Raw genomic sequence first — 26,170 nt, 5'->3', positions numbered from 1 at the left:
AGGCCCTCATTCTCTTAAATTCTGTGATATAAGTACTCAACTAATGCAAGAATTGCCATTGATTGTCCATATGGCATAGCCGTAACAGGTATTTCTTTATAAAACTCTTGTGTTACCCCCATTGCGGTACCAGCAGAAACATGTTGTAACTCCCCATTATCATTAATATTTTCAATCACCGCTTGAATTGCCTTTAATCCCATGTTCTGATATTTATTATCCACATACCGCTTCCGGAGAGATCTTAACGTTCCAAAGGCAAATCCAGCTGTACAAGAGGCTTCCACATAGGACGTAGGGTCTAGCAAAAGCGTATGCCATAATCCGTTTTCATGTTGGCATGTTTCTAACGCCTCTAATTGTCTCTCTAGCGTATCAATTAACATTTGACGAACCGGATCATTTTCAGGAAGTTCGACCAAATCTAAGAATTCAGGAATGGCAATGGTTACCCATGAATTTCCACGTCCCCATAATGCTTCCGCAAAGTTATGATTGCCTTCGAAAGTCCAGCCATGGAACCATAAACCTGTTTTCTTATCAAATAAATATTTAATATGTATTAGGAATTGCTTCTTTGCCTCTTCAATGTATTCAGGCTTATTTAGCAGTAAACCGATTTTCGTTAGTGGCAAAACACTCATCATTAAGGTATCATCCCATAACTGCTGATAATTTTCATTACCGAACACTACATGCTGAATTCCGCCGTCCTTTGTTCTTGGCATATCATGGTACAGCCAGTCACCCCAAGTTTCTAGGTAAGGAAGATAGGTTGGATTCCCAGTTTCTTCATATAAATATGCAAGCGTTAACATTTGAACCATTGTGTTAACATTCTTTTCTACTGGAAGCTCTTTAAATTGGTCATCGAACCACTTAACGATGAGGGATAATACTTCTTCCTTTTTTGTTAATTTATAATATTTCATCATCCCATAAAGGCCGACTCCTGCTGTCCACTCCCAATAATTAAAGCTTTTATTATCGATTTTTCTTCCATCAGCTAGTGGAATGGCATATTTCCCGTCTGGGTCATTTAAGTTAATCAGGTTATCAATTAGGAGTTCTATTTTCTGTTCGATTTCATGTCTATGCATTTCATTACCTCCTCATATTCTAAGTAAATCAGTGAATTTTACTGCAGGGTATGAACATTCAATATTATTATATGTAAACTAGGATTACGATTAAATTTAAAATTCAGTTTACTTTTATTAAAAAACAGTGTTTTCGGATCTGTTACGGATAAACCTTGAAATGGGTAAAGCACTTTCTTTGATTGCCTCACTTACAAGCCAAGCCATCTTATGTGCTCCTTTTTTAGTGAAATGAGTGAAGTCTGTTTCGTTTACAGAAGCCATAAAGAAGGTAAATACTTCTTCGTAGCCGATGGTATCAAAATAGTTCAAGCTCTTATCCATTAAATCTATCAAATATACTTTTTCCTCAGCCGCCACTTCCTTCATTGCCTGACAGTATTCTGGAAAATCGTTTAAAAAATTCCCATTTTCATGGTGCAGCCTTGCGACTGGTGTGATGAGGATTGGTTCAGCCTGGCAGTTTCTTGCACCTTTGACATACATTTTTAAATACTCTTTATAGGTAGTGTGAGGGTCCGTATATCTTTCGGGCTTACTAATTGTTGAATCGTTGTGACCCATTTGGATGAACAAGAAATCACCCATTCTTATTTCTTTTAGAATCCTATCTAATCTACCTTCTTCGATAAAGGTCTTAGAACTTCGGCCGCCTATGGCATGGTTTAAAACATGGACATCCTCTTTTGAAAAATACAACTGAAGAAACTCTCCCCATCCTCCCTGATTTCTTTCACTGGCAACATAAGCTTGTACCGTTGAATCAGCAGCAAGAAAAATGTTTATTGGTTGTTTACCCATAGATAACACCTCTTTTATTAGTAATTATCCTTGCATCTAATGATAAACACAAACTGAACCTGTATTCCATTAGACATTTTTGCATTCTCCACTTTGTGAATTAGACTTTTTTGCTTTTCTAGCACACTTTTGTACATGTGTGCTAGAAAGAAGATATAGTTCTTTCAGACTACTAAAATAGGCATAAAAAGGTATTTTTAGTTGAATTTAACACTGTTTTTTTATTAAATAAGACTGAATTTCAAGTTTAGTATTCAGAATTTTTAAAATATACTTATAGTCGTAATTCAACAGCTTGGTGTATATACGTAGTTATATTGTCTGAATGGAGGTGCTTAGCGAATTGTTTTGTAAGCGTATTCAATCTTAAATTAAGAATGTAGGAGGGCGATTAAATTTGATGAGAAAGTCAATTACTAAAAAGGTTTTATCGACAGCTATTGCATTACCACTGCTTTTATCCGGGGTTTCAGGTGCATCAGCTGTTGATGTACAAAAAAGCAAACTTTCATATACTCCTCAGGGGGTGCAATTAGAATACCTTGATAGGGGCTTGGTCGCTGCCTCTACTTCCAATGGTATCTTTCTTAGCTGGAGATTATTGGCTAATGAAGTAAGCGGTTATTCTGAGAAAGGATTAACCGGAGTTAACTTCAATGTGTATCGTGACGGCAAACTTATTGCCACTGTTGACGATAGTACCAACCTTTTAGATCCAAACGGAAGCTCCACTTCCCGTTATTCGGTCAGCTCCGTATTAGGTGGAAAAGAGTTAGATAAAAGTTCATCCGTATCTCCATGGGCAAACACCTATGTTGACCTCAAACTAAACAAGCCAGCAGATGGTGTAACACCCGTAGGTGAAAATTATACTTATTCTGCAAATGACATGAGTGTAGGAGATGTCGATGGGGACGGACAATATGAGTTTTTTGTTAAATGGGAGCCTTCAAACTCAAAGGACGTTTCACAAAGAGGTTATACAGGCAATACCTATATTGATAGCTATAAACTTGATGGAACCCTTCTGTATCGTATAGACCTAGGGGTAAATATTCGCTCTGGTGCACACTATACACAGTTCCTAGTTTATGATTTTGATGGAGACGGAAAATCTGAAATGATGTTCAAAACTGCTCCGGGAACAAAAATCGTTAATTTTGATAAACAAGGGAATATAACGTCTGAAAAATATATTACAATGCCTCAAAGAGACATAGAAGCAGGGTATAGCAATCAAGATGACTATCGTATGAGCAGGAAAGATTACTATAACCATGTTTTGAAAATGTTTATGGGCTGGCATCAACACGCAGAAGTCGTGAACGGAAACTGGCCAAGTACCCTTGAAGAGGCTTTTGGTATAGAGCAACAATACAGCTACCCTCTATCAAGAGAAGATGCAGAGAGCTTGACCGATTATTTCATGGATGATTATGCTCTAAAAAGAAGTGGTAATAACAGATTAAGAGAATTTGAGGGCTTTATTTTGGAAGGTCCTGAATATTTAACAGTATTTAACGGTGAAACAGGCGAAGAAATGGAGACGATCGATTACAACCCTGGTCGCCATGACGATGGATTGATGTGGGGCGACTATGCAATGGGTAGAATTGAACCCGGCAATCGTGTTGACCGTTTCCTTGCAAATGTAGCGTATTTAGATGGAGAAAAGCCATATGCAGTATTTGCTCGTGGTTACTACACCAGAACCAATCTAGTTACATACAGCTGGGATGGCAAAAATCTTAAAGAAAATTGGACAGTTGACAGTGGATGGACACCAATGAGTAATCCATTTAACGATGGCCCTCACGGTGTAGACGGTACTGATCCTGAATTTGGAACGATTACTACCCAAGGAGCTCACTCATTAAGTGCTGCAGATGTAGATGGTGACGGAAAACAAGAAATTGTTTACGGTGGTGCGACCATTGATCATGATGGCTCCTTATTATACAGTTCAATGGATATCATGCCTCCACAAAGTGCTGCACCTGGAACAAATGCCAGACTTGGTCATGGCGATGCGATGCACGTAACAGATATCGATCCAAACAGACCTGGAATGGAAATCTTTATGGTTTTTGAAGGTGGGGCATGGGCTCCATATGGATATGCACTTCGCGATGCCAAAACCGGTGAAGTGATCTATGGTGATTATACCGGCAGAGATACTGGCCGTGGTATGGTTGGCGATGTTGATCCATCAAAGCCGGGATTAGAAACGTGGGCAGTTGGGTTATGGACTGCTGATGGAGAAAAAATTTCCAATTCAGGTCCTGGCACAAATATGAACATTAAATGGTCTGCCGATATGACTACACAAATTGTGAATGGGACAGGTAACACTTCTCCGACCATTGACGACTGGAAAAAAGGAAGAGTCCTTACCGCCACAGGTACGAGGACAAATAACGGTACCAAAGGGAACCCTGGTTTAGTAGCTGATATATTTGGTGATTGGCGTGAAGAGCTTCTTGTAAGGACTGCTGATAGTTCTTCTATTCGAATTTATTTAAGTACGGAAGTTACAGACCGAAAATTATATACGTTAATGCACGACCCTCAGTACAGAGCGGAAGTTGCAAGACAAAATACCACCTATAATCAACCGTCCTATACAAGCTTCTATTTTGGAAGTGATACAGACTTCTCAAATGTTCCTGTTCCTACTTTCTGGACTCCAGGTGTATTTTCTTTAATTGAAAAGGCTCTTGAAGATTATCAAGCGAATGGAGAGGTCACTGGTCCGCTAAGTGCACAACTTAAAAATTCCCTTAAGCAAGCAGCCCATCATTTTGAAAAGGGCTCTGCAAGGGATTCGCTAAAATTCGTAGAAAAATTCATCTCAGATCTAAATAAGGAAAATAACCAGAAGTACCTTTCACCAACCGCTAAGCTTAATTTGGCACATAATGCCCAGTTGATGGTTAACATGCTGGAAAACTAATTAAAACCAACCACTCTCTTTATTAGGGTGGTTGGTTTTTTCTTAAATTATCTATTCAAAACTATTACATTTTCAGAATCCATTTATAGTGATCATTTATTTTCCCTTCATCTACAATTTTATTAGATTCATCTAAATATCTGGCATTTTTTAAAAGCACTTCTATCACTCCATCTTATTTCTACAAATATAAAAATTATTTCGACCATAAATATACATAAAATAACACCGTTTACTATTTTCTGAACTTTTTTTGAACTTTCCCTCTAAACGGGTGATTCCCCATTTTTCGCAACAGCTTTCTACAATTTTCGTTTTATTCAGTTGATATATTTTAAAGCGTTATAGGAATTTAAGATACGTATGGGAGGTTTTAGTCAATGGCCGTGATAGAAAAAGAGCTAGAAAAGCAACAGTTGGAAATGATGGTTAATCACTTGGCAGATAACGGAGCAATAGCGTTAACACAGTTTAGGAGTTTTAATCAGGAAATGGTAGATGAGGTGGTAAAGCAGATGGCCCTTACGGCACTCGAAAACCATGTAGATTTAGCCAGAATGGCCGTTGAAGAGACAAAGCGAGGAATACTTGAGGATAAAATCTCTAAGAATATGTTTGCAACCGAAATGATCTACAACAGCATCAGAAATTTAAAGACAGCTGGCATTATCAGCGAAAATGAACATGAGGGAACATTTGAAATCGCAGAGCCGGTTGGTGTAATTGCAGCACTTGTTCCTGTTACCAATCCTACCTCAACCGTTATCTATAAATCTCTCATTTCCTTAAAAACGAGAAATCCAATTATTTTTTCCTTCCACCCTATGTCAAAAAACTCTGGGATTGCAACCGCACAACTTCTTAGGGATGCAGCTGTAAAGGCTGGCGCGCCTGAACATTGTATACAGTGGCTTGAAACTACCACACTTGAAGCTATTCAATCTTTAATGAAGCATCCGAAGGTTTCTCTTATTCTTGCAACTGGCGGAGCAAGTATGGTTAAGGCTGCATATAGTTCCGGTAAACCCGCTATCGGCGTTGGTCCTGGTAATGTGCCCTGTTATTTTGAAAAGACTGCAAATATTAAGAGTTCTGTCCAAGATTTACTGCTTTCCAAAACATACGATAACGGAATGATTTGCGCTTCCGAGCAGGCTCTAATTATTGATAAGGAGATTTATACAGACGTCCTAATCGAACTGATTTCGAATCAATGTTATATTCTAAGCGATGAAGAAAAGCTGATGCTTGAGAAAATTGCAATTAAGCCCGAAACTGGCACCTTAAACCCAATGATTGTGGGACTAGCAGCCTACCAAATTGCAGAAATGGCCGGAATTGAGGTTCCACTTGAGACAAAAATTTTAATCGTTGAACTAGAGGGTGTTGGACCACAATACCCGCTTTCATGTGAAAAATTAAGTCCGATTTTAGTCTGCTATAAAGCAGACAGTTTAGAGCAAGGCCTTAGGCTTGCAGAAGAAACTCTCGAATATGGAGGTTTAGGCCATACAGCATCCATTCACACTACAAATCAAGAAGTGATCGAGGAGTTTGCTTTAAGGATAAGAGCAGGCCGAATTTTAGTTAATACCCCTTCTGCGCAAGGGGCAACAGGTAATGTTTACAATGATTTTCCGCCAACCTTAACACTTGGATGCGGAACTTACGGCGGTAATTCTGTTTCTACCAATGTAGGAGCTATGCATTTAATTAATTTAAAAAAAGTAGCCAAACGGAATGTGAATGCCCAAATTGTAAGAACACCCCCTCTAATTTATTATAAAAAGAACTCTGTACAAGTATTAGAAGTATTACCCGGAATCAAAAGAGCATTTATCGTAACAAGCCCGAGTTCTATTAAGAATGGCTACGTTGATAAAGTCCTTCATTTCCTTAAAAAAAGAGCTGATTTTGATCATTTTGATATTTATTCTGGAGTTGATCCTGACCCATGTATCGATACTATTCTTGATGGTGCAGAACGCATGGGAAACTCCCAGCCTGATGTTATTATTGCCTTGGGTGGCGGTTCAGTACTTGATGCAGCAAAAGCTATGTGGTTATTTTATGAACAGCCTGAGGCTGACTTCAACGCCTTAAAGCAGAAGTTCTTAAATCCAAGAAAACGGGTTGTCACCTTTCCAAAACTTCACCAAAAAGCAAAGCTGATTGCCATACCAACAACCTCTGGAACTGGCTCGGAGGTGACCTCCTTTACCGTTATCTCTGATAAGCAGGTTAATATTAAATACCCGCTGTCAGATCCCGAGCTTTTACCTGATATTGCAATTGTCGATCCGCAGTTTGTGATGAGCGTCCCTAAGCATATCACTGCTGACACGGGTATGGATGTATTGACACATGCCATTGAAGCCTATGTATCGGTTGTGGCAAATGACTTTACAGATGGACAAATCTTAAAAGCCATTCAACTCGTTTTCAATTATCTGCCGAGAGCTTATCGAAATGGAGCAGATGAACTCGCTAGGGAAAAAATGCATTACGCTTCAACCATTGCAGGTATGAGCTTTAACAATGCTTATTTAGGAATTAATCATAGCCTTGCCCATGCTGTAGAAGCGGAATTTAGCATTCCCCATGGACGGGCAAATGCAATCTTTCTACCGCATGTGATTCGTTTTAATTCCAAGAAACCTACTAAGTTTACGCCATTTGCGGGATATGATCATTTTATTGCTGGAGAACGCTACGCTGAGCTTGCCAAAATGTTAGGGCTCCCTGCCAGAAACATGGAAGAAGGTGTCGAAAGCCTTTGTAAAGCGGTTACCCAGCTTGCCTGTGAACTCGACATGCCAATTAGTATTGAAGAATGTGGAATAAATCAAGAGGAGTTTGAAAGTAAAATCAGTATGTTAGCCTTAAATGCCTTCAATGATCCTGATACAAATGTAAACCCGAAACGTCCTCTCATGAGAGAACTAGGCGACCTGCTCCACCAAGCCTTTAAAGGAGTTTAAAAGAACAAAAATCCGACAGGTGCCAGTGGTTGCCTGTCGGATTTTTTTAAGCATTTTATTCTAAGTTTTGATTTAGTCACAAAAAAGTGAGTTACCTACTTTCATTTATTATTTAAATAGTCTAAAATATGAATATTATTTTAATAATTTTTACGGGGAGTGAGAAAATGAATTCATTAATACAGCGTGCCTTTAATTTTAATGCAGGACCATCTGCCCTACCACTTGTGGTTCTGGAGAAAGCTCAAAATGAACTTATTGATTTTCGTGGTACGGGTATGTCGGTTATGGAGCTTAGCCATCGGAGTGCGGCTTATGAAGAGGTACATAATCAAGCCATTTCCTTATTAAAGGAAATGTTATCCATCCCCGCAGATTACGAGGTCCTTTTTCTGCAAGGAGGCGCAAGTCTTCAATTCTCTATGATTCCAATGAACTTTTTGAAACCAGAGGAAAAAGCAGGATATGTAATGACCGGTGTATGGTCTGAAAAAGCATTTGAGGAAGCTAAATTATTTGGAAATCCCTATCAAGTGAGCTGCACAAAAGATAATCAATATCGTCACATTCCTAAAATTGATGAACTGAACTTCAGTCCAAACGATGCTTATTTGCATATTACCTCAAATAATACTATATACGGAACGCAGTGGAAGAATTTCCCTGATACGGGAGATGTTCCACTGATTGCAGATATGTCTAGTGATATTTTCTCGAAGCCATTTGACGTTAGCCGATTCTCATTAATTTATGCCGGTGCGCAAAAAAATCTTGGCCCCTCTGGTGTAACCCTGGCCATTATCCGTAAAGATATGATTGAGAAAGCAAGTTCGTCTATACCAACGATGTTAAAATACAGCACTTACTCCAAAAACAATTCTCTATATAATACGCCGCCAACCTTTGGAATCTATATGATTGGTGAAGTATTGAATTGGATTAAAGATTTAGGCGGACTTTCTGAAATGAACAGACGAAATGAGGAAAAGGCAAATCTTATCTATGACACAATTGACCAAAGCAACGGTTTTTATTTTGGTCATGCTGAAATAGAAAGCCGTTCACTCATGAATATTACCTTCCGCTTAAAGGATGAAGAGTTGGAGAAAAAGTTCTTATCTGAAGCTAAAAAGGAAGGCTTTATTGGTGTAAATGGACATCGCTCGGTTGGAGGATGCCGTGCTTCAACCTACAATGCTGTTCCATACGAATCATGCAAAGCTTTCAGTGACTTTATGAGACAATTTCAGGTTCTTAATGGATAAAAAATATGGTCTCTTCCTGCTATTGTTAAAGCCCTCCTCTTGAGGGCTTTCGTTTTCTATTAGCAATTTTTTAGTTTTTGATAAAAGCGATACCCTTTTCGAACACTCTCAAGGATGAAGAATGGTACTGGAGGGTGATACTTATATAAAAACGGTTTATAAAATTTGTCATAGGCTTTTTTTAGATCTATCCATTTTCTGCAGACTCCCAGTTTATAAAAATCAGATACATCCACAATATAACCTCTCCCATTACTCATCACTACATTTTTACCATGAACATCAAATGGGTTCAATCCGACTGACTTTGCATAAGCAATCCCTTTGTCTACATCCGATATAACAGTTTCAGGGATGGGGACTCCTTTTATGACAGCGTTGAACAAGGTAATGCCTTCTATTCTTTTTAAAATTAAGTAATTTTCACCAAAGTCAATCAGTGTGGAGAACGTCTTGTGTTCTCCTAATCTCCTGTAAACCTCTACTTCCTTTATTAATTCTTCAGGTTTACGGCCATACACTTTAACAACCCAATTTGGCTTTGACTCGTGTGTAAAAACGCCAGCATAGTTACCTATTCCGATAGTTTTCCATGACTTTGAATGATTCCTAACAATGATTGGGTCAAAGGGTCCTATAGAGGACAATTGAATATTTGGTAATAAATCTTTACCAATTAAATGTGTATACTTTTCTTTTTGCATGGAAACACCTCAAAACAAGTTTATTCCTTTATAAAGTATACAACTCTATTGTCTAACGAATGTTATGATTATGATAATTTTTAAAATAGTCATGAAAAAGCCAGAGGGACTAGTCCATCTGGCTCTTCTTTTATTCTTCGAAATAATCTGTAAAGGCTTTTGGATTTTGTGTTTGATTCCCCTGATAATAGGGGTTGTTATCTGTTGAGTTTTCTGGATCAAGGTTCGTATTAATAACTAAATGGGGTCCGTTTGGTTCTTCTGCAATAATTCGGTCATTAAGTGAGTCAAAATCAGGCATATTTTTATTTCCAGGTTGTCTAGGATCCATGACGTTTCGCACCTCCTAAAAATAGGTTGCTGATTTTTGTTTTCAAACATACATAGAAAGTATTCAACTTGTCAAAAAGAAAAAACTAGGAAGTAAAGACTTCCTAGTATGTTTATTCCTCTTCGAAGCCGACTAAGAAATCTGGATTTAAATCTTCAAATTCTTCGTCATCCACATCTACTCCCCAGTCATCATCGCAATCTTCACAGCCCTTTGGATTAATAGCGACACAAACCTTTGTTTCACCAATTACCTCCACTAGGAACTCTCTTTCGACATGGACAATGATTCGATTGCCATTTGGGGAAATAACTGCTTCACAACAATTAGGTTGCTGCAGAACTCGAGCACAAATTTCATTGTCGTCCAAGCAATCATCATCACGGTATTTCAACTTAATAACATCACAGTATTGGACCTTTTCAGTCACTACTTCTGTTTTGGTATTATCGTTAAAGGAATACCAAACATTGATGTCATAAGAGCCGTGTATCTCTACAGTTTTACCAACTTTTTTCGCGTTGTATTTATGGTTGATAATCCAGCACCCTAAAATGCTAGTTGGATTATGTGCCGGGCTGATCGTATGATTGGACTGGGTGAATTTACGTCCCTTCGCAACTACGGCCTTTGTAATTATCTCTCTATATTCTCCCATTTCGCGCGAACCCTCCTCATTCATTTTCATTTCATCCTATGCTAATATCTAGACTAGTGTGCGATATATTTCTGCGAATACTGGATAAAAGTTTAGTCATGGTTCATTTTATGCGGGACTTTTATGTAGGTTCCACTTAGGCAAGTACTAATCTAAAAGTGAGATAAACAAAAAAACAGCCAGGCTTCATGTAGAAGCCTGGCTAAATATTTTAATGATCGTGGTCGTGATCGTGTCCACCGCAAGAACCGCCGCTATTCATACTTGCACCTGTTTCTCCGCGCAAGACATCCCCACCGGTTGAAGCAATGACCTCATCCGTAACCTTATTTGATATTGTTGAAGCGATCAACTGAAGTAGTTCGTTTACTTCCAATTGAGATTGTTTGAACTCTTGAACAACAGGAATATCATCTAATTCCTGCTCGATTGAACTGATTTTATTTTCTACTTTTTTTAATGCTTCAGGTTTTCCATAGTGCTGTAAATTAACCGCTTGTTTTTGCAAGCCTTTAATGTCAGAAATTAAAGTACTCACCTTTGGGTTTGCGTGTATTTGCGCTTCAGCGCGTTTAAAAAAATCTACTTCCTCTGTCTCAGCAATCATGCCTGCTAATTCTTTAGCACGAGCGACGATTTCATCTTTTGTATATTTCGCCAACTTAGTTCACCTCTACTGGTTCGAATTCTTCTACCATCTCTCCGTTTAAAGACCAAGTTCTTGCTTCAGTTATTTTTACTTTAATGATCTTACCAATTGTTGATTTAGGAGCCTTAAAGTTTACCAACTTGTTCCTAGATGTGTAGCCAGCTAAGACCTCTGGGTTGTTTTTGCTCTCTCCTTCAACAAGGACATCAACTATTTGACCCTCATGCTTTTTCATAGCTTCTAAAGAAAGCTGATTAACCAATGCATTTAAACGCTGCAAACGTTCTTTCTTTACTTCCATTGGAACATTATCTTGCATCTTCGCAGCAGGAGTACCTTCACGAGGAGAGTAAATAAATGTGTATGCAAGCTCATAACCTACTTCTCGATATAAGGATAAAGTTTCTTCAAACTGTTCATCCGTTTCATTCGGGTAACCAACAATGATATCCGTAGTAAGAGCCACATTTGGGATAGCCGCTTTAATCTTGCGAACTAGCTCTATATATTGTTCTCTTGTATACTTACGTGCCATAATCTTTAATACATCTGTTGAGCCGGATTGAACTGGAAGGTGAATATGATTCATTAAATTGCCGCCCTTAGCCAGTACTTCAATAAGATAGTCATCAAAGTCGCGTGGATGGCTTGTTGTGAACCTAATTCTAGGGATATTAATTTTACGCAATTCATCCATAAGGTCACCAAGGCCATAGTTCATCGCTTCTAGATCCTTACCATATGCATTTACGTTTTGTCCAAGTAGAGTTACTTCTTGATAGCCTTGAGCTGCTAGCTGGCGGACTTCGTGAATAATCTCTTCTGGACGACGACTTCTTTCCTTACCGCGTGTGAAAGGAACAATACAGTAGGTACAGAATTTATCACAGCCGTACATGATATTAACCCAAGCTTTGATATTACCACGGCGTACCTTTGGAAGGTTTTCAATTACATCGCCCTCCTTGGACCATACTTCAACTACCATTTCTTTTGACATATATGCTTCATGCAAAATGTTTGGCAAGCGGTGGATATTGTGTGTACCAAAGATCATATCAACCTGCTGATAGGTCTTAAGAATTTTATTAACAACAGATTCCTCCTGTGACATGCAACCACAAACACCTATTAGTAAATCTGGCTTTTCTAATTTAAGTGCCTTTAAATGACCTAGCTCACCAAACACCTTATTTTCTGCATTCTCACGAATCGCACATGTGTTTAACAGAATAACATTCGCATCCTCTGTATTGTCTGTTGGCTCATAGCCTAATGCTAAAAAGATTCCAGCCATTACTTCCGTATCATGTTCATTCATTTGGCATCCGTAGGTACGAATATAGAATTTACGGCCCTCTCCCATTCCTCTGAATTCTTCAGGAATAGAAAAATCGTTATGATATTTCACTTCTTCTTTTCCGCGTTTCTTTGCATCTTTTAAAGACGGTGCGGTAATTACCTGTTCGAAGTACTTACTGTAATCCTTGGCGGATTTTTTGTCCGAAGAATTGGCTGTCTGCACTTGTTGACTTTCTTTACGTTGATTTTCGTTCATTTGGATTAAAGGCTCCTTTCAATCATCATTTTTAATCGTCTATTAAAATTTAAAATGAAGGTTTACACCATTTATTTTTACAGATAAGAAAATATTATAGATAATCTGCACATTATAATAGTATAAAGGTTAATAGGTCTGAAAACAATAGAAAAACTAGGTACTTACCTTAGATCTATGCTTACTAGATAGAACTATTTTAGAATAGTTCTACCTAGTAATTGTAGATGATAATTAATTGAAAATATGTGATGCACGTCACGAAAGAGCTAAAGAAATCCCGCGGCCATTGACCGCGGGATTTCTTCTACAGGAAATTACATAAATTCTCCAACTAATTTATCAAAGTAGCTTTGATCAAGATTTAAGTCTGCCTTTGATAAAGGGGTTTCTGAATAGCTAGAGATTAGTTCTTGATAGGATTTTCTCTCTGTATCCTGATAAATTAGGCCCGTAACCAGACCTTTATGCTTCATAAGTGTCTGCATCGCATCTTCACGATTAGAAGGATCATAGCCTTCGATATCAGCTAACTTTGTAAGATTCTCTTTAAACCAATCATAAGTGTTCACCTTATTATAGGTTACACAAGGACTAAATACATTGATAAGAGAGAATCCTTTATGCTTCATACCCGCTTCAATCAGTGCAGTAAGATCCTTTAAGTCTGTTGAGAAACTTTGTGCTACAAAAGTTGCTCCAGCTGTTAAAGCCATTTCCATTGGCGAGATTGCTTGTTCAATCGAACCTAAAGGAGTTGATTTTGTCTTAAAACCAGCAGCAGAACGTGGAGATGTTTGTCCCTTTGTTAAGCCGTAAATTTGGTTATCCATTACAATATACGTAATATCAATGTTACGACGGATTGCATGGATAGTATGACCCATACCAATTGCAAAGCCGTCTCCATCACCGCCTGATGCGATAACAGTTAGATCTCGGTTCGCCATCTTTACACCTTGAGCAATCGGCAGGGAACGACCATGGATACCATGGAAGCCATATGAGTTGATATATCCAGAGATACGGCCTGAACAGCCAATACCAGAGATAACAGCTAAGTTTTCAGGTTCTAAACCAACATTTGCTGCAGCACGCTGCATTGCAGCCTGTACAGAGAAGTCGCCACAGCCAGGGCACCAGTTCGGTTTTACATTATTGCGAAATTCTTTAAAAGTTGCCATTTAGAACAACTCCTTACATTTTGTATACACTTCATGTGGTAAGAACGGGTTACCGTCATATTTTAAATGCTTATGAATCTTTTCAGCGTGACCTACATTCATTTTCATGATATTTGCCAATTGGCCTGTTGCATTATTTTCGACAACGACTACTTTCTTCGCCGAATGAATAAGTGGCAGCATTTCATCAGTTGGGAAAGGATGAATCAAACGAACATGCGCATGGTTAACTTTTACGCCGTCTTTTTCCAGCCTAACCATTGCCTCTTCAATTGCACCGCGAGTTGAGTTAAACCCTACAAGCAGGAAGTCAGCATCTTCATGCTTAATATTTTTATGAACAGGTGTATCAAAGCGGATATTTTCTACCTTACGGAAACGCTTATCCATTTGTGCAATCCGGTTTACAGCTGATTCGGACGGTTTACCAGTCTCATCATGCTCAACCCCTGTAACATGGTGAATTCCGTTTTTCATACCTGGAATAACACGAGGTGAAATTCCATCTTCTGTTACTTCATATCGCTTAAAGTATGCTTTGTTTTCGGCTTCTGGAAGATCTCCTTGAACGAGCTTGCCACGTCTGATTTCAACATTATCAAAGCTTAATGGTTCAACTGTCTGCTTACCTAAAGAGAGTTGAAGATCAGTCAAGACAATAACAGGGCACTGATACTCTTCAGCAAGGTTAAATGCTTCTGCAGTATCATGGAACGCTTCTTGCACCGTACTTGGCGCCATTACAATCTTTGGGATCTCTCCATGTGTTCCATAGATCATAGCCATTAAATCAGATTGCTCTTGCTTAGTTGGCAAGCCTGTAGATGGGCCTCCACGCTGTGTATCAACGATTACTAATGGTGTTTCCGTAATACCGGATAATCCAATTGCTTCCATTTTCAAAGATAAACCAGGCCCTGCAGAAGCTGTTAGTGCACGGACACCGCCATAGTTAGCTCCAATGGTCATAGTAACTGCAGCAATTTCATCTTCTGTTTGGATCACCGTACCACCAAGTGCTGGCAGTTTCTTAATTAAATATTCCATAATTTCAGACGCTGGTGTAATCGGGTAAGCAGCCATAAAACGACAACCTGCTGCAAGAGCACCTAATGCAATAGCATCATTCCCAATCATAAACATCCTTTTTTTGCCATCTGCTTTTTCTAGCTCCATTACTTGAGCGTTTACTCCAAGTTGTTCCTTCATATAATCAAAGCCAGCTTTAATTGCTTCCATATTCTTAGCAACTACCTGCTCGCCTTTTCGACCAAAAATCTCTTGCACTACTTCCTCGAATACCTGAATATCTAAATCTAAAACAGCTGAAGTTGCACCAATCGCAACCATGTTTTTCATTAGAGAAGTTCCTAACTCAGTGGCAATCTCTGTAAATGGAACCGCATACATAGCTGCTTCTGTATCTTCAGGCTTTTTAGGTGTAAACTTAGAGTCCGCTAGGATTACTCCATTACCATGTAGTTCCTTGTAGTTTACATCGATGGTTTCTTGGTCAAACGCGACAAGGATATCAAGATCGTCAGAAATCGAGCGAACCTGTGTAGTGCTTACCCTTATTTTATTGTTGGTATGACCACCTTTAATACGAGATGAAAAGTGACGATAACCATACAAGTAATAACCGAGGCGATTTAAAGCTATTGCAAAAATTTCCCCAGTACTTTCAATACCTTCCCCTTGTTGTCCGCCAACTTTCCACGAAAGTTGATTGATCATGACTTACACCCCTTTGGATATGTAAAAAATATATTTTATTTTCTATTAGTGTAGCACTTTTCCAAGTAAATCACTAGAAATAAGTCCCTTTAATACTTTAAAGGCTAAAATTTATTACATGGATAATGTACTAAACGCTTACAATTCTAGACCTATGCACAGAAAATTGCAACCCTTTCGCGCGAAATATTGTCTAAAATATGAATATTTTTTCATAATTTAAAAATTGACTTTTTCTGGTTGTCGAACATGAGATTTAAAAACGAGATAAACATTGATTTATAGCTATTTATCCAATTTCTTCTCCCTAAGCGTAAAAGTTCGGTCTGATCGTAAAAGCACATTATTTTATATCAGAATAATATATTTATAGTTTTTTCATTTATTAGAAATAAAAAATACCTGCTCTGTAAGCAGGTAGACAGATAACTTTTTCATATTTTTTTATCTCTTACCTCGGTTCGATAATCAGCTTTATAGCTGTGCGTTCTTCACCGTCAATTTTAATGTCAGTGAACGCTGGGATACAAATCAAATCAACTCCGCTAGGTGCTACAAATCCTCGAGCAATTGCTACTGCCTTTACGGCTTGATTTAATGCACCTGCACCAATCGCCTGAATTTCCGCAGCACCTCTTTCACGCAGAACTCCGGCAAGCGCACCAGCTACAGAATTAGGATTAGATTTTGCTGAAACTTTTAATATTTCCATTCCTAGCTCCCCCTTGTATAATCCCGATCCTGGCATGAGCAGTTTCATGAACAAATCAGGTATATAAGATTCCACTGCTACTATATTCACCCGATAAAAGACATATTCCGGCTTGGACAAAAAAAAGCCATTAATATTAAAGTTCAAATGAAAAACCTTCCATTTTGGAAGGTTGCAAATCAAGAATATAAGGGATGATCATCATTTATTAAAATACGATCAATCTTCTTGCATTTTCCCGTTTTTCGATCCAGCTCGATATAGACCGCACTTAGCTGGTTTCGACCTGTTTTAGGTACTTCAAATCTAACTGGAAGGCTGGTAAGAAACTTCGTTATGACCGCCTCACGGTCCATACCTAAGATACCGTCATAAGGACCGGTCATTCCCACATCTGTTAAATAACCAGTCCCACCAGGCAATACACGATTGTCTGCTGTTTGAACATGCGTATGTGTTCCCACTATTGCAGATACCCTTCCATCTAAAAACCAGCCCATCGCCTGTTTCTCACTCGTTGCTTCAGCGTGGAAATCAACAAAGACGAAGGGGGTTCTTTCCTGGGCGATTTCTACCAATTCTTCTGCTTTCTTAAAAGGACAATCCAGCGGCGGCATAAAGGTGCGGCCCTGAAGGTTAATTACAGCAATTTCTAGATCATTTACTTTAAAAAATCCTAAACCTTTCCCTGGTGTATCCTCGGGAAAATTTGCTGGTCTGACCATGTTCTTAGCATTATCAATAAACTCAAAGATCTCTTTGTTATCCCAGGCATGATTGCCAAGGGTAACTGCCTGTGCGCCATGACCTAAAAACTCCCGGTAGATTTTCTCTGTAATCCCCCTGCCCCCAGCAGCATTTTCTCCGTTAATAATAGTAAAATGCGGTCTGTATTTCTCTTTTAATTTTGGAAGATATTCTTTTACCATGTCACGTCCTGGTGAGCCGACTACATCTCCGATAAATAGTAAATTCATTTTGTTCCCTTTCGTAAAAAAAATTTTCTGCTGCCACTTATTGTATGTAATATTCCAATAAATAAAGCGGTGCATTCGCACCGCTCTTATTTTGCGTATTCTACAGCCCTTGTTTCACGGATGACTGTCACTTTAATATGTCCAGGATAGTCAAGTTCCTCTTCAATGCGTTTTCGAATGTCGCGTGCCAATCGATGTGCCGCTAGATCGTCCACCGCATCAGGTCTAACGATAATACGAACTTCACGTCCAGCTTGAATGGCGAATGACTTCTCAACACCTTCATACGATTCTGAAATCTCCTCCAGCTTTTCTAAGCGGCGGATGTAGTTTTCAAGAGTTTCACTTCGTGCACCGGGTCTTGCAGCAGATAGAGCATCAGCAGCAGCGACTAACACTGCAATTACTGAAGTCGGTGCTGTATCACCATGGTGGGATGCAATACTATTAATTACCACGGGATGTTCTTTGTATTTCGTAGCGAGTTCCACACCAATTTCCACATGACTTCCCTCAACCTCATGGTCAATGGCTTTACCAATATCATGAAGTAAGCCTGCGCGGCGAGCTAAGGTCTCATCTTCACCGAGTTCAGCTGCCAATAAGCCTGATAGCTGTGCGACCTCAATGGAGTGCTTTAAGACATTTTGCCCATAACTTGTACGGAATTTCAAACGGCCGAGAATCTTAATAAGGTCTGGATGCAGACCGTGAACGCCGACTTCAAATGTCGTTTGTTCACCCACTTCACGGATATACTCATCGACTTCTCTACGAGATTTTTCTACCATTTCCTCTATCCGTGCTGGATGAATTCGCCCATCTTGAACTAGTTTTTCTAGTGCCAAGCGTGCGGTTTCACGACGAATAGGGTCAAAACCTGATAGAATAACAGCTTCTGGAGTGTCGTCGATAATCAAATCAATCCCTGTAAGTGTCTCAAGGGTACGGATATTTCTTCCTTCACGGCCAATAATACGGCCCTTCATTTCATCGTTTGGAAGGTTGACTACGGATACAGTCGTCTCCGCCACATGGTCAGCAGCGCAACGTTGGATTGCAAGAGATAGAATTTCCTTTGCCTTCTTGTCAGATTCCTCTTTCACGCGGTTTTCACTTTCCTTAATCATTATTGCAGTGTCATAGGTTAACTCCTGCTCCATCTTATCAATAATGATTGTTTTAGCTTCTTCACGCGTTAAGCTCGAAATTCGTTCGAGTTCAGTTTGTTGTGTTCGTACCAGCTCGTCCACTTTGCTTTCCATCTGTTCAATATGCTGTTGTCTTTGGTTTAGAGAATCATCCTTTTTCTCCAAAAGAATATCACGTTTATTTAACGTTTCATCCTTTCGGTCTAAATTCTCTTCTCTTTGCAGTAAACGGTTTTCTTGTTTTTGCAGTTCATTTCTTCGTTCACGAACCTCACGTTCAGTTTCTGTACGAAGCTTGTGAATTTCATCCTTTGCCTCAAGCAAAGCTTCTTTTTTCAATGAATCAGCATCGCGCTTTGCATCTTCAAGAATCTGCTCTGCCGCATTCTTTGCACCTGCTATTTTTGCTTCAGCAATGGATTTACGAACAAAATAGCCAACAACGGCACCGACGATAATGCCAAGCAAAATGGAGATGATAGTAATAATTTCCATCGTTACACCTCCTCTTGCTATGAACTTTTTCTTACACTTTTTTAAGTGTCGGCATGTACATTGTTTAGACTCAACATACAGCAAGCACTAAGGCTTTTCATGTAATATTAACAAAATGTAAAATATACATTTTAATTGTAAATGTGTGTATATTCATTGTCAAGGGTAAGTCCTACCAGCTTTTTGAAATATTTAGAATTTGTTCAGTGTTTCGCAAAGAGTATGGTAGGATCAAAATGAATAAACATACATCCACTTTAATAATTATTCATTTTATTTCAAAAAAGCAAAACCTGCTTCAGGTTTTGCTTAAAATTTTAGTCTAGTAATTCTAATTTCTCATCGTCTCCTGTTTCTGTAACGATTTTGTCACCATCTAAACCATAGTGATTACGGATTTTTTGTTGGATTTCTTGGCGAATGCTTGGATTTTCTTTTAAGAATAACTTTGCATTTTCACGGCCTTGTCCCAGTCTTTCATCATTATAGGAAAACCATGATCCACTCTTTTGAACAATTTCTAAATCAGAGCCGATATCAATGATTTCGCCTTCTTTAGAAATACCTTCACCATACATTATATCTACCTCAGCTGTACGGAATGGCGGAGCAACTTTATTTTTAACAACTTTAATCTTTGTTTTGTTACCTACGATATCAGTACCTTGCTTAAGCGCCTCTGCACGACGTACTTCAATACGTACCGTCGAATAGAATTTCAACGCGCGTCCACCTGGAGTTGTTTCTGGCGACCTATAGATTTTCCATTTCTATAGCACGGACTATCTCTTCATCTCTAATTAGAGAGCCTTGCACTTCCAGCAGCAGCCTATCACCTGCCGTACCCTACTCAGTTAGCCTTACAGCTCTTTTCGGTAGTCTCTACACCTTCCTTATCAAGATAAGGCTTGGCACGGTATTACCCATACATGGAGGGCTTCACCGTTAGCAATGTTTTCATCACACCCCTAGGCAATAGGGTTCACAAGGTTATTTTACATACTATCACTAGTAAGGGAAACCCAGTGTAAACTCCTTAATCTAAAAAACGATTAAGCAACTACGAGTTGATTTCCAAACATGACACCAATTTTTTCACGAACTTGGTTAATGAAGATTGCGATTGTTTTAGATTTATTAATGGCACCGGATAGTTTTCTAAGTGCTTGAGACATTAAGCGTGCTTGAAGACCCATGTGAGAATCTCCCATTTCGCCTTCAATTTCCGCTTTTGGGACTAATGCTGCAACGGAGTCGACAACAAGAATATCAACTGCTCCGCTTCGAACTAGAGCCTCGGCAATTTCAAGTGCTTGTTCCCCAGTATCTGGCTGAGATAACAATAACTCATCAATGTTTACACCAAGTTTTTGAGCATATGCTGGATCAAGGGATAGCGATAGGTAACAGACATCCTCGGCTTACCCGTTAGGAGCTGTTTTCCCCCGCCTCACACCGTACGTGCGAGTTTCCCCGCATACGGCGTTCCATCAATAGTTATGCGATTTGCTTGACTAATTTCTTCCTAAAACTTTCAATCCTTTTACCCACCGTAGGTGGTATCCCTGTTAATTCTTTTTCGTTATGGATTCGATAATGACACGGTTTACACACTGTTGCCAAATTCGCAACCTTATTAATCTCGTTCAATGGTAAATATGGTTTTACATGGTGAATATTTACCGTTTCTCCAGTGACGAAATCACTGCAACACCTGCATTTTCCCCTATCCCGATTGAAAGTATATCCTCTGTTCATTAAGTATTCAAAATTATATATTTGACTTTTTGTGTCATAGGCGATTAAAACCGATTGGATGTCATTAAAGATAGAATCAGCCCTGTATAAAGCTGCTTTCTTCTTTGACCTTTTTGTGTAATGTTCTCTTCCATCTATTGTATATGGCGATTCCGTTAACTTCTTTTTCGTAACCATTTGCCACTTTGCAAAAGCTATGGAAGTGATACCAACAACTATTTTATCCTTTTCGGTTATATGCTTCTTAGGTATTCGTTTAGGCACTACATATTCAATTGCCGCAATTTGTTCAGTTCTTTCTTCGTGAACTTCCCTTAAATTGTCTGTTTTGTTTGCCGGAGTCCATTTTGCACCATACTTCTTTAATGCCTTATAAGAAGCATATTTCAGTGTTTCTTTGTACTTTCGAAGAACTTCATTTACACCATCTGCCGCTGAGTAATAATTAATTATTCCTCTAATTTGGGAATTGATAAGATTTATATCACTAATTAAGAACTCTTTGTTTTTGGCGTATTTCAATCTCCTGATAGCTTTACGTAATTCTTTTACCTTCAGATCAATTCGTTCTTCATCCGGCGTTACTTTCGGCAATATCCCATGTGTTGCTTTTCCACGATTACTGAGCATTTTAATCTTGAACCCTAAGAACTTTAGAGGTTTCTTTCTGGCGTCCGTTATTAATGTCTTTTCTTCCGAAAGCCGAAGTTTTAATGTATTTCCCAGATATTCTCCTATCCGGTATTTCCACTTTTCAGCGTCCGTTTTACTTCGACATACAATGACCCAATCATCGGCATAACGTATTAAATACGCTGGTTTTAGTGTCGAATGATGCTTTAATGTAGAAATTTTAGACGCTTGGCTTACAAAACTTTTCCTTGTCTTCTTGTTATACCACTCTTTTGTTATCCACATATCCATACGATGTAAGTATAGGTTTGCTAACAATGGAGAAATAATTCCTCCTTGTGGTGTTCCAAGTTCATTTCTACTGCATTCATTCATTATTCCGGCTTCAAGCATCTCTTTAATAATCATTAATATCCGTTTATCTCTTATTCCCATAGACCATAAGGTCTTTAGAAGAATACGGTGATTAACTTCATCAAAGAATTTGCTTATATCACCTTCGATACACCATGTGTACCCTGTACGTCTCATAATATGGTTAAGGTATTCAACCGCCTGGCCTGCTTCTCTCATGGGTCTAAACCCGTAAGAGTGGTCATAGAACTGGGCTTCAATTATAGGCTCTATTACGCCCCTAATCAGTTCTTGTATAACCCTGTCTATGATTGCCGGAATGCCAAGTGGTCTAAATTCACCTTTCTTACCTGTTTTCGGAATTAGTTTTCTTCTTACAGGCAATGCTTTGTAATTGTCCAGTTTCTTTTTAACCCCTTCGACTACCTCACGATAATCTTTGACCAAAATATCTTCCATGACAATTCCATCGCTTCCAGGTGTTCTACTACCTTTATTTGCTTTTAGCTTGTGTATTGCCGTTATTATTACTGCATCGCATTTAACGATTTCGAGAAGCCCTTTAAAACTTAGGCGTTCGTTTCTTTCCAAACATTTCTTTGTTTGGTTATAAAATTTATCTTGCAGGGATTTGTATTCGGCTTCTGTTCTTGGTCTCGACAAGTTCTTGTACCCCCTTCAATCGTGTATAACTACACGAAATGCTTTGAAGGATTGCAGGTTTTAGTCAGTTGTGCTCATTGAAATCGACTAATTACTTCGATTCCTTAACGGCTTCCTTGTCAGTTTAGTCGCAAATCTACTCTTGTAACATAACTACTAACTATGCCCCTTCGGTCCACACCTTATTATCAGTGCTTCATACCTACTACGGGCTGCTGCCACCGAGATTCATCAGCCATTTCCTACTGATTAGTGTCATTGGTTCCGCAACCTTAGCATCCACTTCTCGGCTTCATTTGTTCCGTATGACTTAGCTTTACATATTCCCTTAGCGTCCAACTCTAACCCGCCAGCAAAGAATTCAACCACTGCGAGAGGTTTAAATTCCCGAATAACCTATACTGGTTAATCACAGATTTTGCAAACACGAGCACAAAATCCACTACTGGTCATCCTTTCGGATGTGAGTACCTTCATTTTGGTATCTCCACGCCTTTCGAGCCGTACTTCCGTTGGTTCGTTCTAGTCCAGAGGACCCTCTACGCATAGGAATTTTCTAGCCCCCCGACTACTCCTGACCATCTCAGGTCAAGTTTCGCCGTCCTCTCCGAGCTTCACACCATGATAAACACGGATTTATCATAGCATGTCGGGGTATTAGGGTAGGAATGCTCGCATTCATCCTAAGCAGGTATTTCACCTGCCAAATTAGTCATACAGTTCGAGTTTTTAACCACCGGTTACATTTGGAGTTTTACTTCCGTGGTCTTTACTCGGCTAAGCTTTAGCCCATTGTTTCCAATGGATTTAACTTAGCAACAAATCGCACCATGCTCAGCATCAATAAATGCTGCTTGTCCACCTTTTGCTTGAACTTCTGCAATAGCATGTAATGCTACAGTTGTTTTACCAGAGCTCTCAGGGCCATAAATTTCAATTATTCTACCGCGGGGGTATCCACCTACTCCAAGTGCTGCATCAAGTGCTAAGGATCCACTTGGAACTGTTGAAATCTTTGTTTCACCTTGCTCTCCCATTCTCATAATGGAGCCTTTACCAAATTGCTTTTCAATCTGTTTTAGCGCCATTTCTAAGGCCGCTTTACGATCACTCACTACTTGTTCCTCCTTTATATCAAAACAAAAGTTTTATAGCCAAAATCTATTGATTTAAAACCTATTAATAATATAACCCCTTTTAGCTTTTTTGTCGAGTAAAACAGCGAACGTTTATTCTGTTTTTTCATATCAATTAGACATGTAAAAACAGGTAAATAGATAAACTTTTATCCAATAAATATAAATCTTCTTAACGAAATCAACCATTTTCCTCTATTATCTGACATTTTCCTTTCTATAAGACTGTGTTAAACTAGGCTGTTGATTTACGCTACAGGCGCTATGCTTTCCGCGGGCTCGCCCGTGAGCCTCCTTACAGCTTCGCACCTGTGGGGTCTCACTCAGCTCGTACATCCCGCAGGACAAGGAAGGCTACGGTAGTGAAACATTGCACGAAGAAAATGTGATTTTCATTTTCGAAGAGTCAAGCGCCTTACACTCCAATCAACAGGTTCTAAAATCAACAGTATCCATTAACACAGCCTTCTATAAAAAAAACACAGAAGCTTAAATAGCTTTCTGTGATTCTTGTAATAGCTTTATTAAATGATAGCATCCGTATTTGACTGTCCTTGTGCGGTTAGCTTTTCTGTTTCCTCCCAGCACTAGTTTTTCAACAACAGTTGGTTGGCCCTTTATTGAGATTCCAATATATACCGTTCCAACCGGCTGCCCTTCTAGTTCGTCTGGGCCAGCAACACCGGTAAAACTAATTCCAATATCCGTTGAGATCAATGTGGCGATATTTTCAGCCAACTCTTTTGCACATTCTTCACTAACAACTCCATGCTTCTCAATTGTTTCCCGCTTAACATTTAAGACATTGTGCTTCACTTCATTCGTATAACAAACAACGCCGCCTTTAAAGATTGAACTTGCACCAGTGAAACTAGTCAGACTCTGTTGAAACATCCCGCCCGTTAAGCTTTCTGCGGCAGATATGGCCATTTTCTTTTCCTTTAGCTGTTTTACTAACTCTTCCATTAAAGAGGTATTTTCATAGCCATAGAGAAATTCACCAACACGGGAATGTATCTTTTCTTCCACCTCATCCAGCATCTTCTGTGCCGCTTGAGTGTCCTGATGTCTTGCCGTCAACCTTAACGTCACTTCTCCATCTGAGGCTAGCGGTGCAATAGTCGGATTGGTTTGAGTATCAATTAAATCAATAATTTCCGTTTCAAGTGCTGCTTCACCAATTCCGAAGAACCTTAAAACTCTTGAAACGATCTTTTCCATCTCCTCTACCGAAAGGGCAGGAAGACCATATTGTAAAAACATCGGTTCCATTTCCTTAGGCGGTCCTGGCAGCAGCATATATGTATGATTTTCCTTCTCTAGTACCATTCCAGGAGCCATGCCATTTTGATTGGGCAAAACATGTGACCCCTCTAAAACTAGTGCTTGCTTCTTATTATTCTCAGTCATTACTCGATTGACATTTTTGAAATATTGCTCAATTGACTCTAATGCCGTTAGATCCATCACGAGATTTGTTCCAATATGTTTAGCGATGGTTTCTTTTGTTAAATCATCCTTAGTAGGACCAAGTCCTCCTGTGAAAATAATTAAATTCGAGCGCTTTTCAGCAATCTCAATAGCAGTTTTCAAACGGTCAGGGTTATCTCCAACCACTGTGTGAAAGAAAACATTAATACCTGCTCCTGCTAAATGCTGCGATAAAAAACGAGCATTTGTGTTGACGATCTGTCCTAATAATAACTCAGAACCCACCGCAATAATCTCAGCATTCATCTTCATTACCCCTTTGCATGACTGTCAAAGACAACTTATTTAGAGTTTTTAAATACATGACTATTTTTAGAAAAATAATCCCAGCCTGACCACATGGTAAAGATTAAGGCAACCCAAAGAGCAATATCATCAAAGGGAAAAGAAATCATTTCAAAAATAATATTATGTAAAAGTAAAGCTGAAATGGCCACGATTTGGGCCCATGTTTTAATTTTTCCAAGCGTGTTAGCAGCTACAACTTCCCCACCTTCAACAAGTAAAAGACGTAAACCTGTTACAGCAAATTCTCTGCTGATGATCGCGATAACAATCCATGAAGCTGCAAAACCAAGCTCAACAAGGACAATTAAAGCGGCAGAGACAAGAAGTTTATCTGCTAATGGGTCAAGGAATTTTCCCATATTCGTTACTAAATTGTATTTACGGGCATAATACCCATCTACCCAATCAGTAGCAGCTGCAAAAATAAAAATAAGTGCCCCAACAAAATGCGTCACCGGCAATACCGCCCCAAGTAACTGCATTTCTCCCCAATTAAGTGGTGCAAGCATGATGATTAGGAATAAGGGAATTAATAAGATCCTTGAAACCGTTATTTTATTTGGTACATTCATATAATATCCTCCAAAACTT

The 26,170-nt window shown here is 39.0% G+C and carries 18 protein-coding genes and 3 pseudogenes; 3 read left to right on the top strand and 18 right to left on the bottom strand.

Annotated elements, in window-relative coordinates; genetic code table 11:
- Window positions 1–14: 14 nt before the first annotated feature.
- Window positions 15–1,100 carry a beta-galactosidase BglB gene (gene bglB / locus BTR25_RS01935; protein ID WP_075685588.1) on the bottom strand — a complete coding sequence of 362 codons (1,086 nt, stop codon included), beginning with the start codon at window positions 1,098–1,100 and terminating at the stop codon, window positions 15–17.
- Window positions 1,101–1,217: 117 nt separating this feature from the next.
- Window positions 1,218–1,901 (bottom strand): rhamnogalacturonan acetylesterase, encoded by a 684-nt coding sequence (locus BTR25_RS01930; protein WP_075685586.1) that lies wholly within the window; start codon window positions 1,899–1,901, stop codon window positions 1,218–1,220.
- A gap of 400 nt (window positions 1,902–2,301) precedes the next feature.
- On the opposite strand from BTR25_RS01930, the gene BTR25_RS27390 reads away from it, so the two are divergent.
- The 3 genes from BTR25_RS27390 to serC all read left to right on the top strand — a co-directional run bounded on the left by BTR25_RS27390 (window position 2,302) and on the right by serC (window position 9,100).
- On the top strand, window positions 2,302–4,854 hold the full coding sequence (locus BTR25_RS27390) for a rhamnogalacturonan lyase (protein ID WP_075685728.1): 2,553 nt from the start codon (window positions 2,302–2,304) through the stop codon (window positions 4,852–4,854).
- A gap of 380 nt (window positions 4,855–5,234) precedes the next feature.
- The gene (gene adhE / locus BTR25_RS01920; RefSeq protein WP_075685584.1) at window positions 5,235–7,835 is read left to right on the top strand and encodes a bifunctional acetaldehyde-CoA/alcohol dehydrogenase; all 2,601 of its coding nucleotides are present in this window, start codon (window positions 5,235–5,237) and stop codon (window positions 7,833–7,835) included.
- A gap of 167 nt (window positions 7,836–8,002) precedes the next feature.
- The gene (gene serC / locus BTR25_RS01915) at window positions 8,003–9,100 is read left to right on the top strand and encodes a 3-phosphoserine/phosphohydroxythreonine transaminase (RefSeq protein WP_075685582.1); all 1,098 of its coding nucleotides are present in this window, start codon (window positions 8,003–8,005) and stop codon (window positions 9,098–9,100) included.
- Between the two features lie 59 nt (window positions 9,101–9,159).
- Here the strand turns inward: serC and BTR25_RS01910 are convergent, their stop codons facing one another.
- The 16 genes and pseudogenes from BTR25_RS01910 to pgsA all read right to left on the bottom strand — a co-directional run bounded on the left by BTR25_RS01910 (window position 9,160) and on the right by pgsA (window position 26,151).
- Entirely contained in the window at window positions 9,160–9,804 is a 645-nt protein-coding gene (locus tag BTR25_RS01910) for a protein kinase family protein (RefSeq protein WP_075685580.1), read from the bottom strand.
- Between the two features lie 130 nt (window positions 9,805–9,934).
- Window positions 9,935–10,135, bottom strand: a complete 201-nt coding sequence (locus tag BTR25_RS01905) for a hypothetical protein (RefSeq protein WP_075685578.1) — start codon at window positions 10,133–10,135, stop codon at window positions 9,935–9,937.
- A gap of 112 nt (window positions 10,136–10,247) precedes the next feature.
- Window positions 10,248–10,793, bottom strand: a complete 546-nt coding sequence (locus BTR25_RS01900) for an outer spore coat protein CotE (RefSeq protein WP_075685727.1) — start codon at window positions 10,791–10,793, stop codon at window positions 10,248–10,250.
- A gap of 211 nt (window positions 10,794–11,004) precedes the next feature.
- Window positions 11,005–11,454 carry a YlbF/YmcA family competence regulator gene (locus BTR25_RS01895; protein WP_075685576.1) on the bottom strand — a complete coding sequence of 150 codons (450 nt, stop codon included), beginning with the start codon at window positions 11,452–11,454 and terminating at the stop codon, window positions 11,005–11,007.
- A gap of 1 nt (window position 11,455) precedes the next feature.
- Window positions 11,456–13,000, bottom strand: a complete 1,545-nt coding sequence (miaB, locus tag BTR25_RS01890) for a tRNA (N6-isopentenyl adenosine(37)-C2)-methylthiotransferase MiaB (RefSeq protein WP_075685574.1) — start codon at window positions 12,998–13,000, stop codon at window positions 11,456–11,458.
- Window positions 13,001–13,317: 317 nt separating this feature from the next.
- Window positions 13,318–14,184, bottom strand: a complete 867-nt coding sequence (locus BTR25_RS01885; protein ID WP_075685572.1) for a 2-oxoacid:ferredoxin oxidoreductase subunit beta — start codon at window positions 14,182–14,184, stop codon at window positions 13,318–13,320.
- Window positions 14,185–15,921, bottom strand: coding sequence for a 2-oxoacid:acceptor oxidoreductase subunit alpha (locus tag BTR25_RS01880; RefSeq protein WP_075685570.1), 1,737 nt, complete (start codon window positions 15,919–15,921; stop codon window positions 14,185–14,187). It lies immediately after the preceding gene.
- A gap of 451 nt (window positions 15,922–16,372) precedes the next feature.
- Window positions 16,373–16,633, bottom strand: a complete 261-nt coding sequence (gene spoVS / locus BTR25_RS01875; protein WP_075685568.1) for a stage V sporulation protein SpoVS — start codon at window positions 16,631–16,633, stop codon at window positions 16,373–16,375.
- A 179-nt stretch (window positions 16,634–16,812) separates the two neighbouring features.
- Window positions 16,813–17,610, bottom strand: coding sequence for a TIGR00282 family metallophosphoesterase (locus BTR25_RS01870; protein ID WP_075685725.1), 798 nt, complete (start codon window positions 17,608–17,610; stop codon window positions 16,813–16,815).
- A gap of 86 nt (window positions 17,611–17,696) precedes the next feature.
- Complete coding sequence (gene rny / locus BTR25_RS01865) at window positions 17,697–19,256, bottom strand: ribonuclease Y (RefSeq protein ID WP_075685566.1); 1,560 nt, start codon at window positions 19,254–19,256, stop codon at window positions 17,697–17,699.
- Between the two features lie 317 nt (window positions 19,257–19,573).
- Window positions 19,574–20,017 (bottom strand): annotated as a pseudogene (locus BTR25_RS01860) (recombinase RecA family protein); the annotation flags it as partial.
- A 309-nt stretch (window positions 20,018–20,326) separates the two neighbouring features.
- A pseudogene (locus BTR25_RS01855) lies at window positions 20,327–20,650 on the bottom strand (recombinase RecA); the annotation flags it as partial.
- A gap of 103 nt (window positions 20,651–20,753) precedes the next feature.
- Entirely contained in the window at window positions 20,754–22,664 is a 1,911-nt protein-coding gene (gene ltrA, locus BTR25_RS01850; protein ID WP_075685564.1) for a group II intron reverse transcriptase/maturase, read from the bottom strand.
- Between the two features lie 830 nt (window positions 22,665–23,494).
- Window positions 23,495–23,779: pseudogene (locus BTR25_RS01845) on the bottom strand (recombinase RecA); the annotation flags it as partial.
- Between the two features lie 510 nt (window positions 23,780–24,289).
- Window positions 24,290–25,537 carry a competence/damage-inducible protein A gene (locus tag BTR25_RS01840; protein WP_075685562.1) on the bottom strand — a complete coding sequence of 416 codons (1,248 nt, stop codon included), beginning with the start codon at window positions 25,535–25,537 and terminating at the stop codon, window positions 24,290–24,292.
- A 35-nt stretch (window positions 25,538–25,572) separates the two neighbouring features.
- Window positions 25,573–26,151 (bottom strand): CDP-diacylglycerol--glycerol-3-phosphate 3-phosphatidyltransferase, encoded by a 579-nt coding sequence (pgsA, locus tag BTR25_RS01835; protein WP_075685560.1) that lies wholly within the window; start codon window positions 26,149–26,151, stop codon window positions 25,573–25,575.
- Between the last annotated feature and the right edge of the window lie 19 nt (window positions 26,152–26,170).

This window comes from Bacillus sp. MRMR6 (assembly GCF_001940785.1).
In the GTDB taxonomy this organism is placed as follows: Bacteria; Bacillota; Bacilli; order Bacillales; family Cytobacillaceae; genus Neobacillus.
The sequence above is the reverse complement of the archived record's forward strand: the minus strand, read 5'-3'. Positions and strand labels throughout refer to the sequence as shown.

Coding starts and splice junctions, on each gene's coding strand:
- bglB (WP_075685588.1), bottom strand. CDS start 1,100: ATGCATAGACATGAAATCGAACAGAAAATAGAACTCCTAATTGATAAC.
- BTR25_RS01930 (WP_075685586.1), bottom strand. CDS start 1,901: ATGGGTAAACAACCAATAAACATTTTTCTTGCTGCTGATTCAACGGTA.
- BTR25_RS27390 (WP_075685728.1), top strand. CDS start 2,302: ATGAGAAAGTCAATTACTAAAAAGGTTTTATCGACAGCTATTGCATTA.
- adhE (WP_075685584.1), top strand. CDS start 5,235: ATGGCCGTGATAGAAAAAGAGCTAGAAAAGCAACAGTTGGAAATGATG.
- serC (WP_075685582.1), top strand. CDS start 8,003: ATGAATTCATTAATACAGCGTGCCTTTAATTTTAATGCAGGACCATCT.
- BTR25_RS01910 (WP_075685580.1), bottom strand. CDS start 9,804: ATGCAAAAAGAAAAGTATACACATTTAATTGGTAAAGATTTATTACCA.
- BTR25_RS01905 (WP_075685578.1), bottom strand. CDS start 10,135: ATGGATCCTAGACAACCTGGAAATAAAAATATGCCTGATTTTGACTCA.
- BTR25_RS01900 (WP_075685727.1), bottom strand. CDS start 10,793: ATGGGAGAATATAGAGAGATAATTACAAAGGCCGTAGTTGCGAAGGGA.
- miaB (WP_075685574.1), bottom strand. CDS start 13,000: ATGAACGAAAATCAACGTAAAGAAAGTCAACAAGTGCAGACAGCCAAT.
- BTR25_RS01885 (WP_075685572.1), bottom strand. CDS start 14,184: ATGGCAACTTTTAAAGAATTTCGCAATAATGTAAAACCGAACTGGTGC.
- BTR25_RS01880 (WP_075685570.1), bottom strand. CDS start 15,921: ATGATCAATCAACTTTCGTGGAAAGTTGGCGGACAACAAGGGGAAGGT.
- spoVS (WP_075685568.1), bottom strand. CDS start 16,633: ATGGAAATATTAAAAGTTTCAGCAAAATCTAATCCTAATTCTGTAGCT.
- BTR25_RS01870 (WP_075685725.1), bottom strand. CDS start 17,610: ATGAATTTACTATTTATCGGAGATGTAGTCGGCTCACCAGGACGTGAC.
- rny (WP_075685566.1), bottom strand. CDS start 19,256: ATGGAAATTATTACTATCATCTCCATTTTGCTTGGCATTATCGTCGGT.
- BTR25_RS01840 (WP_075685562.1), bottom strand. CDS start 25,537: ATGAATGCTGAGATTATTGCGGTGGGTTCTGAGTTATTATTAGGACAG.
- pgsA (WP_075685560.1), bottom strand. CDS start 26,151: ATGAATGTACCAAATAAAATAACGGTTTCAAGGATCTTATTAATTCCC.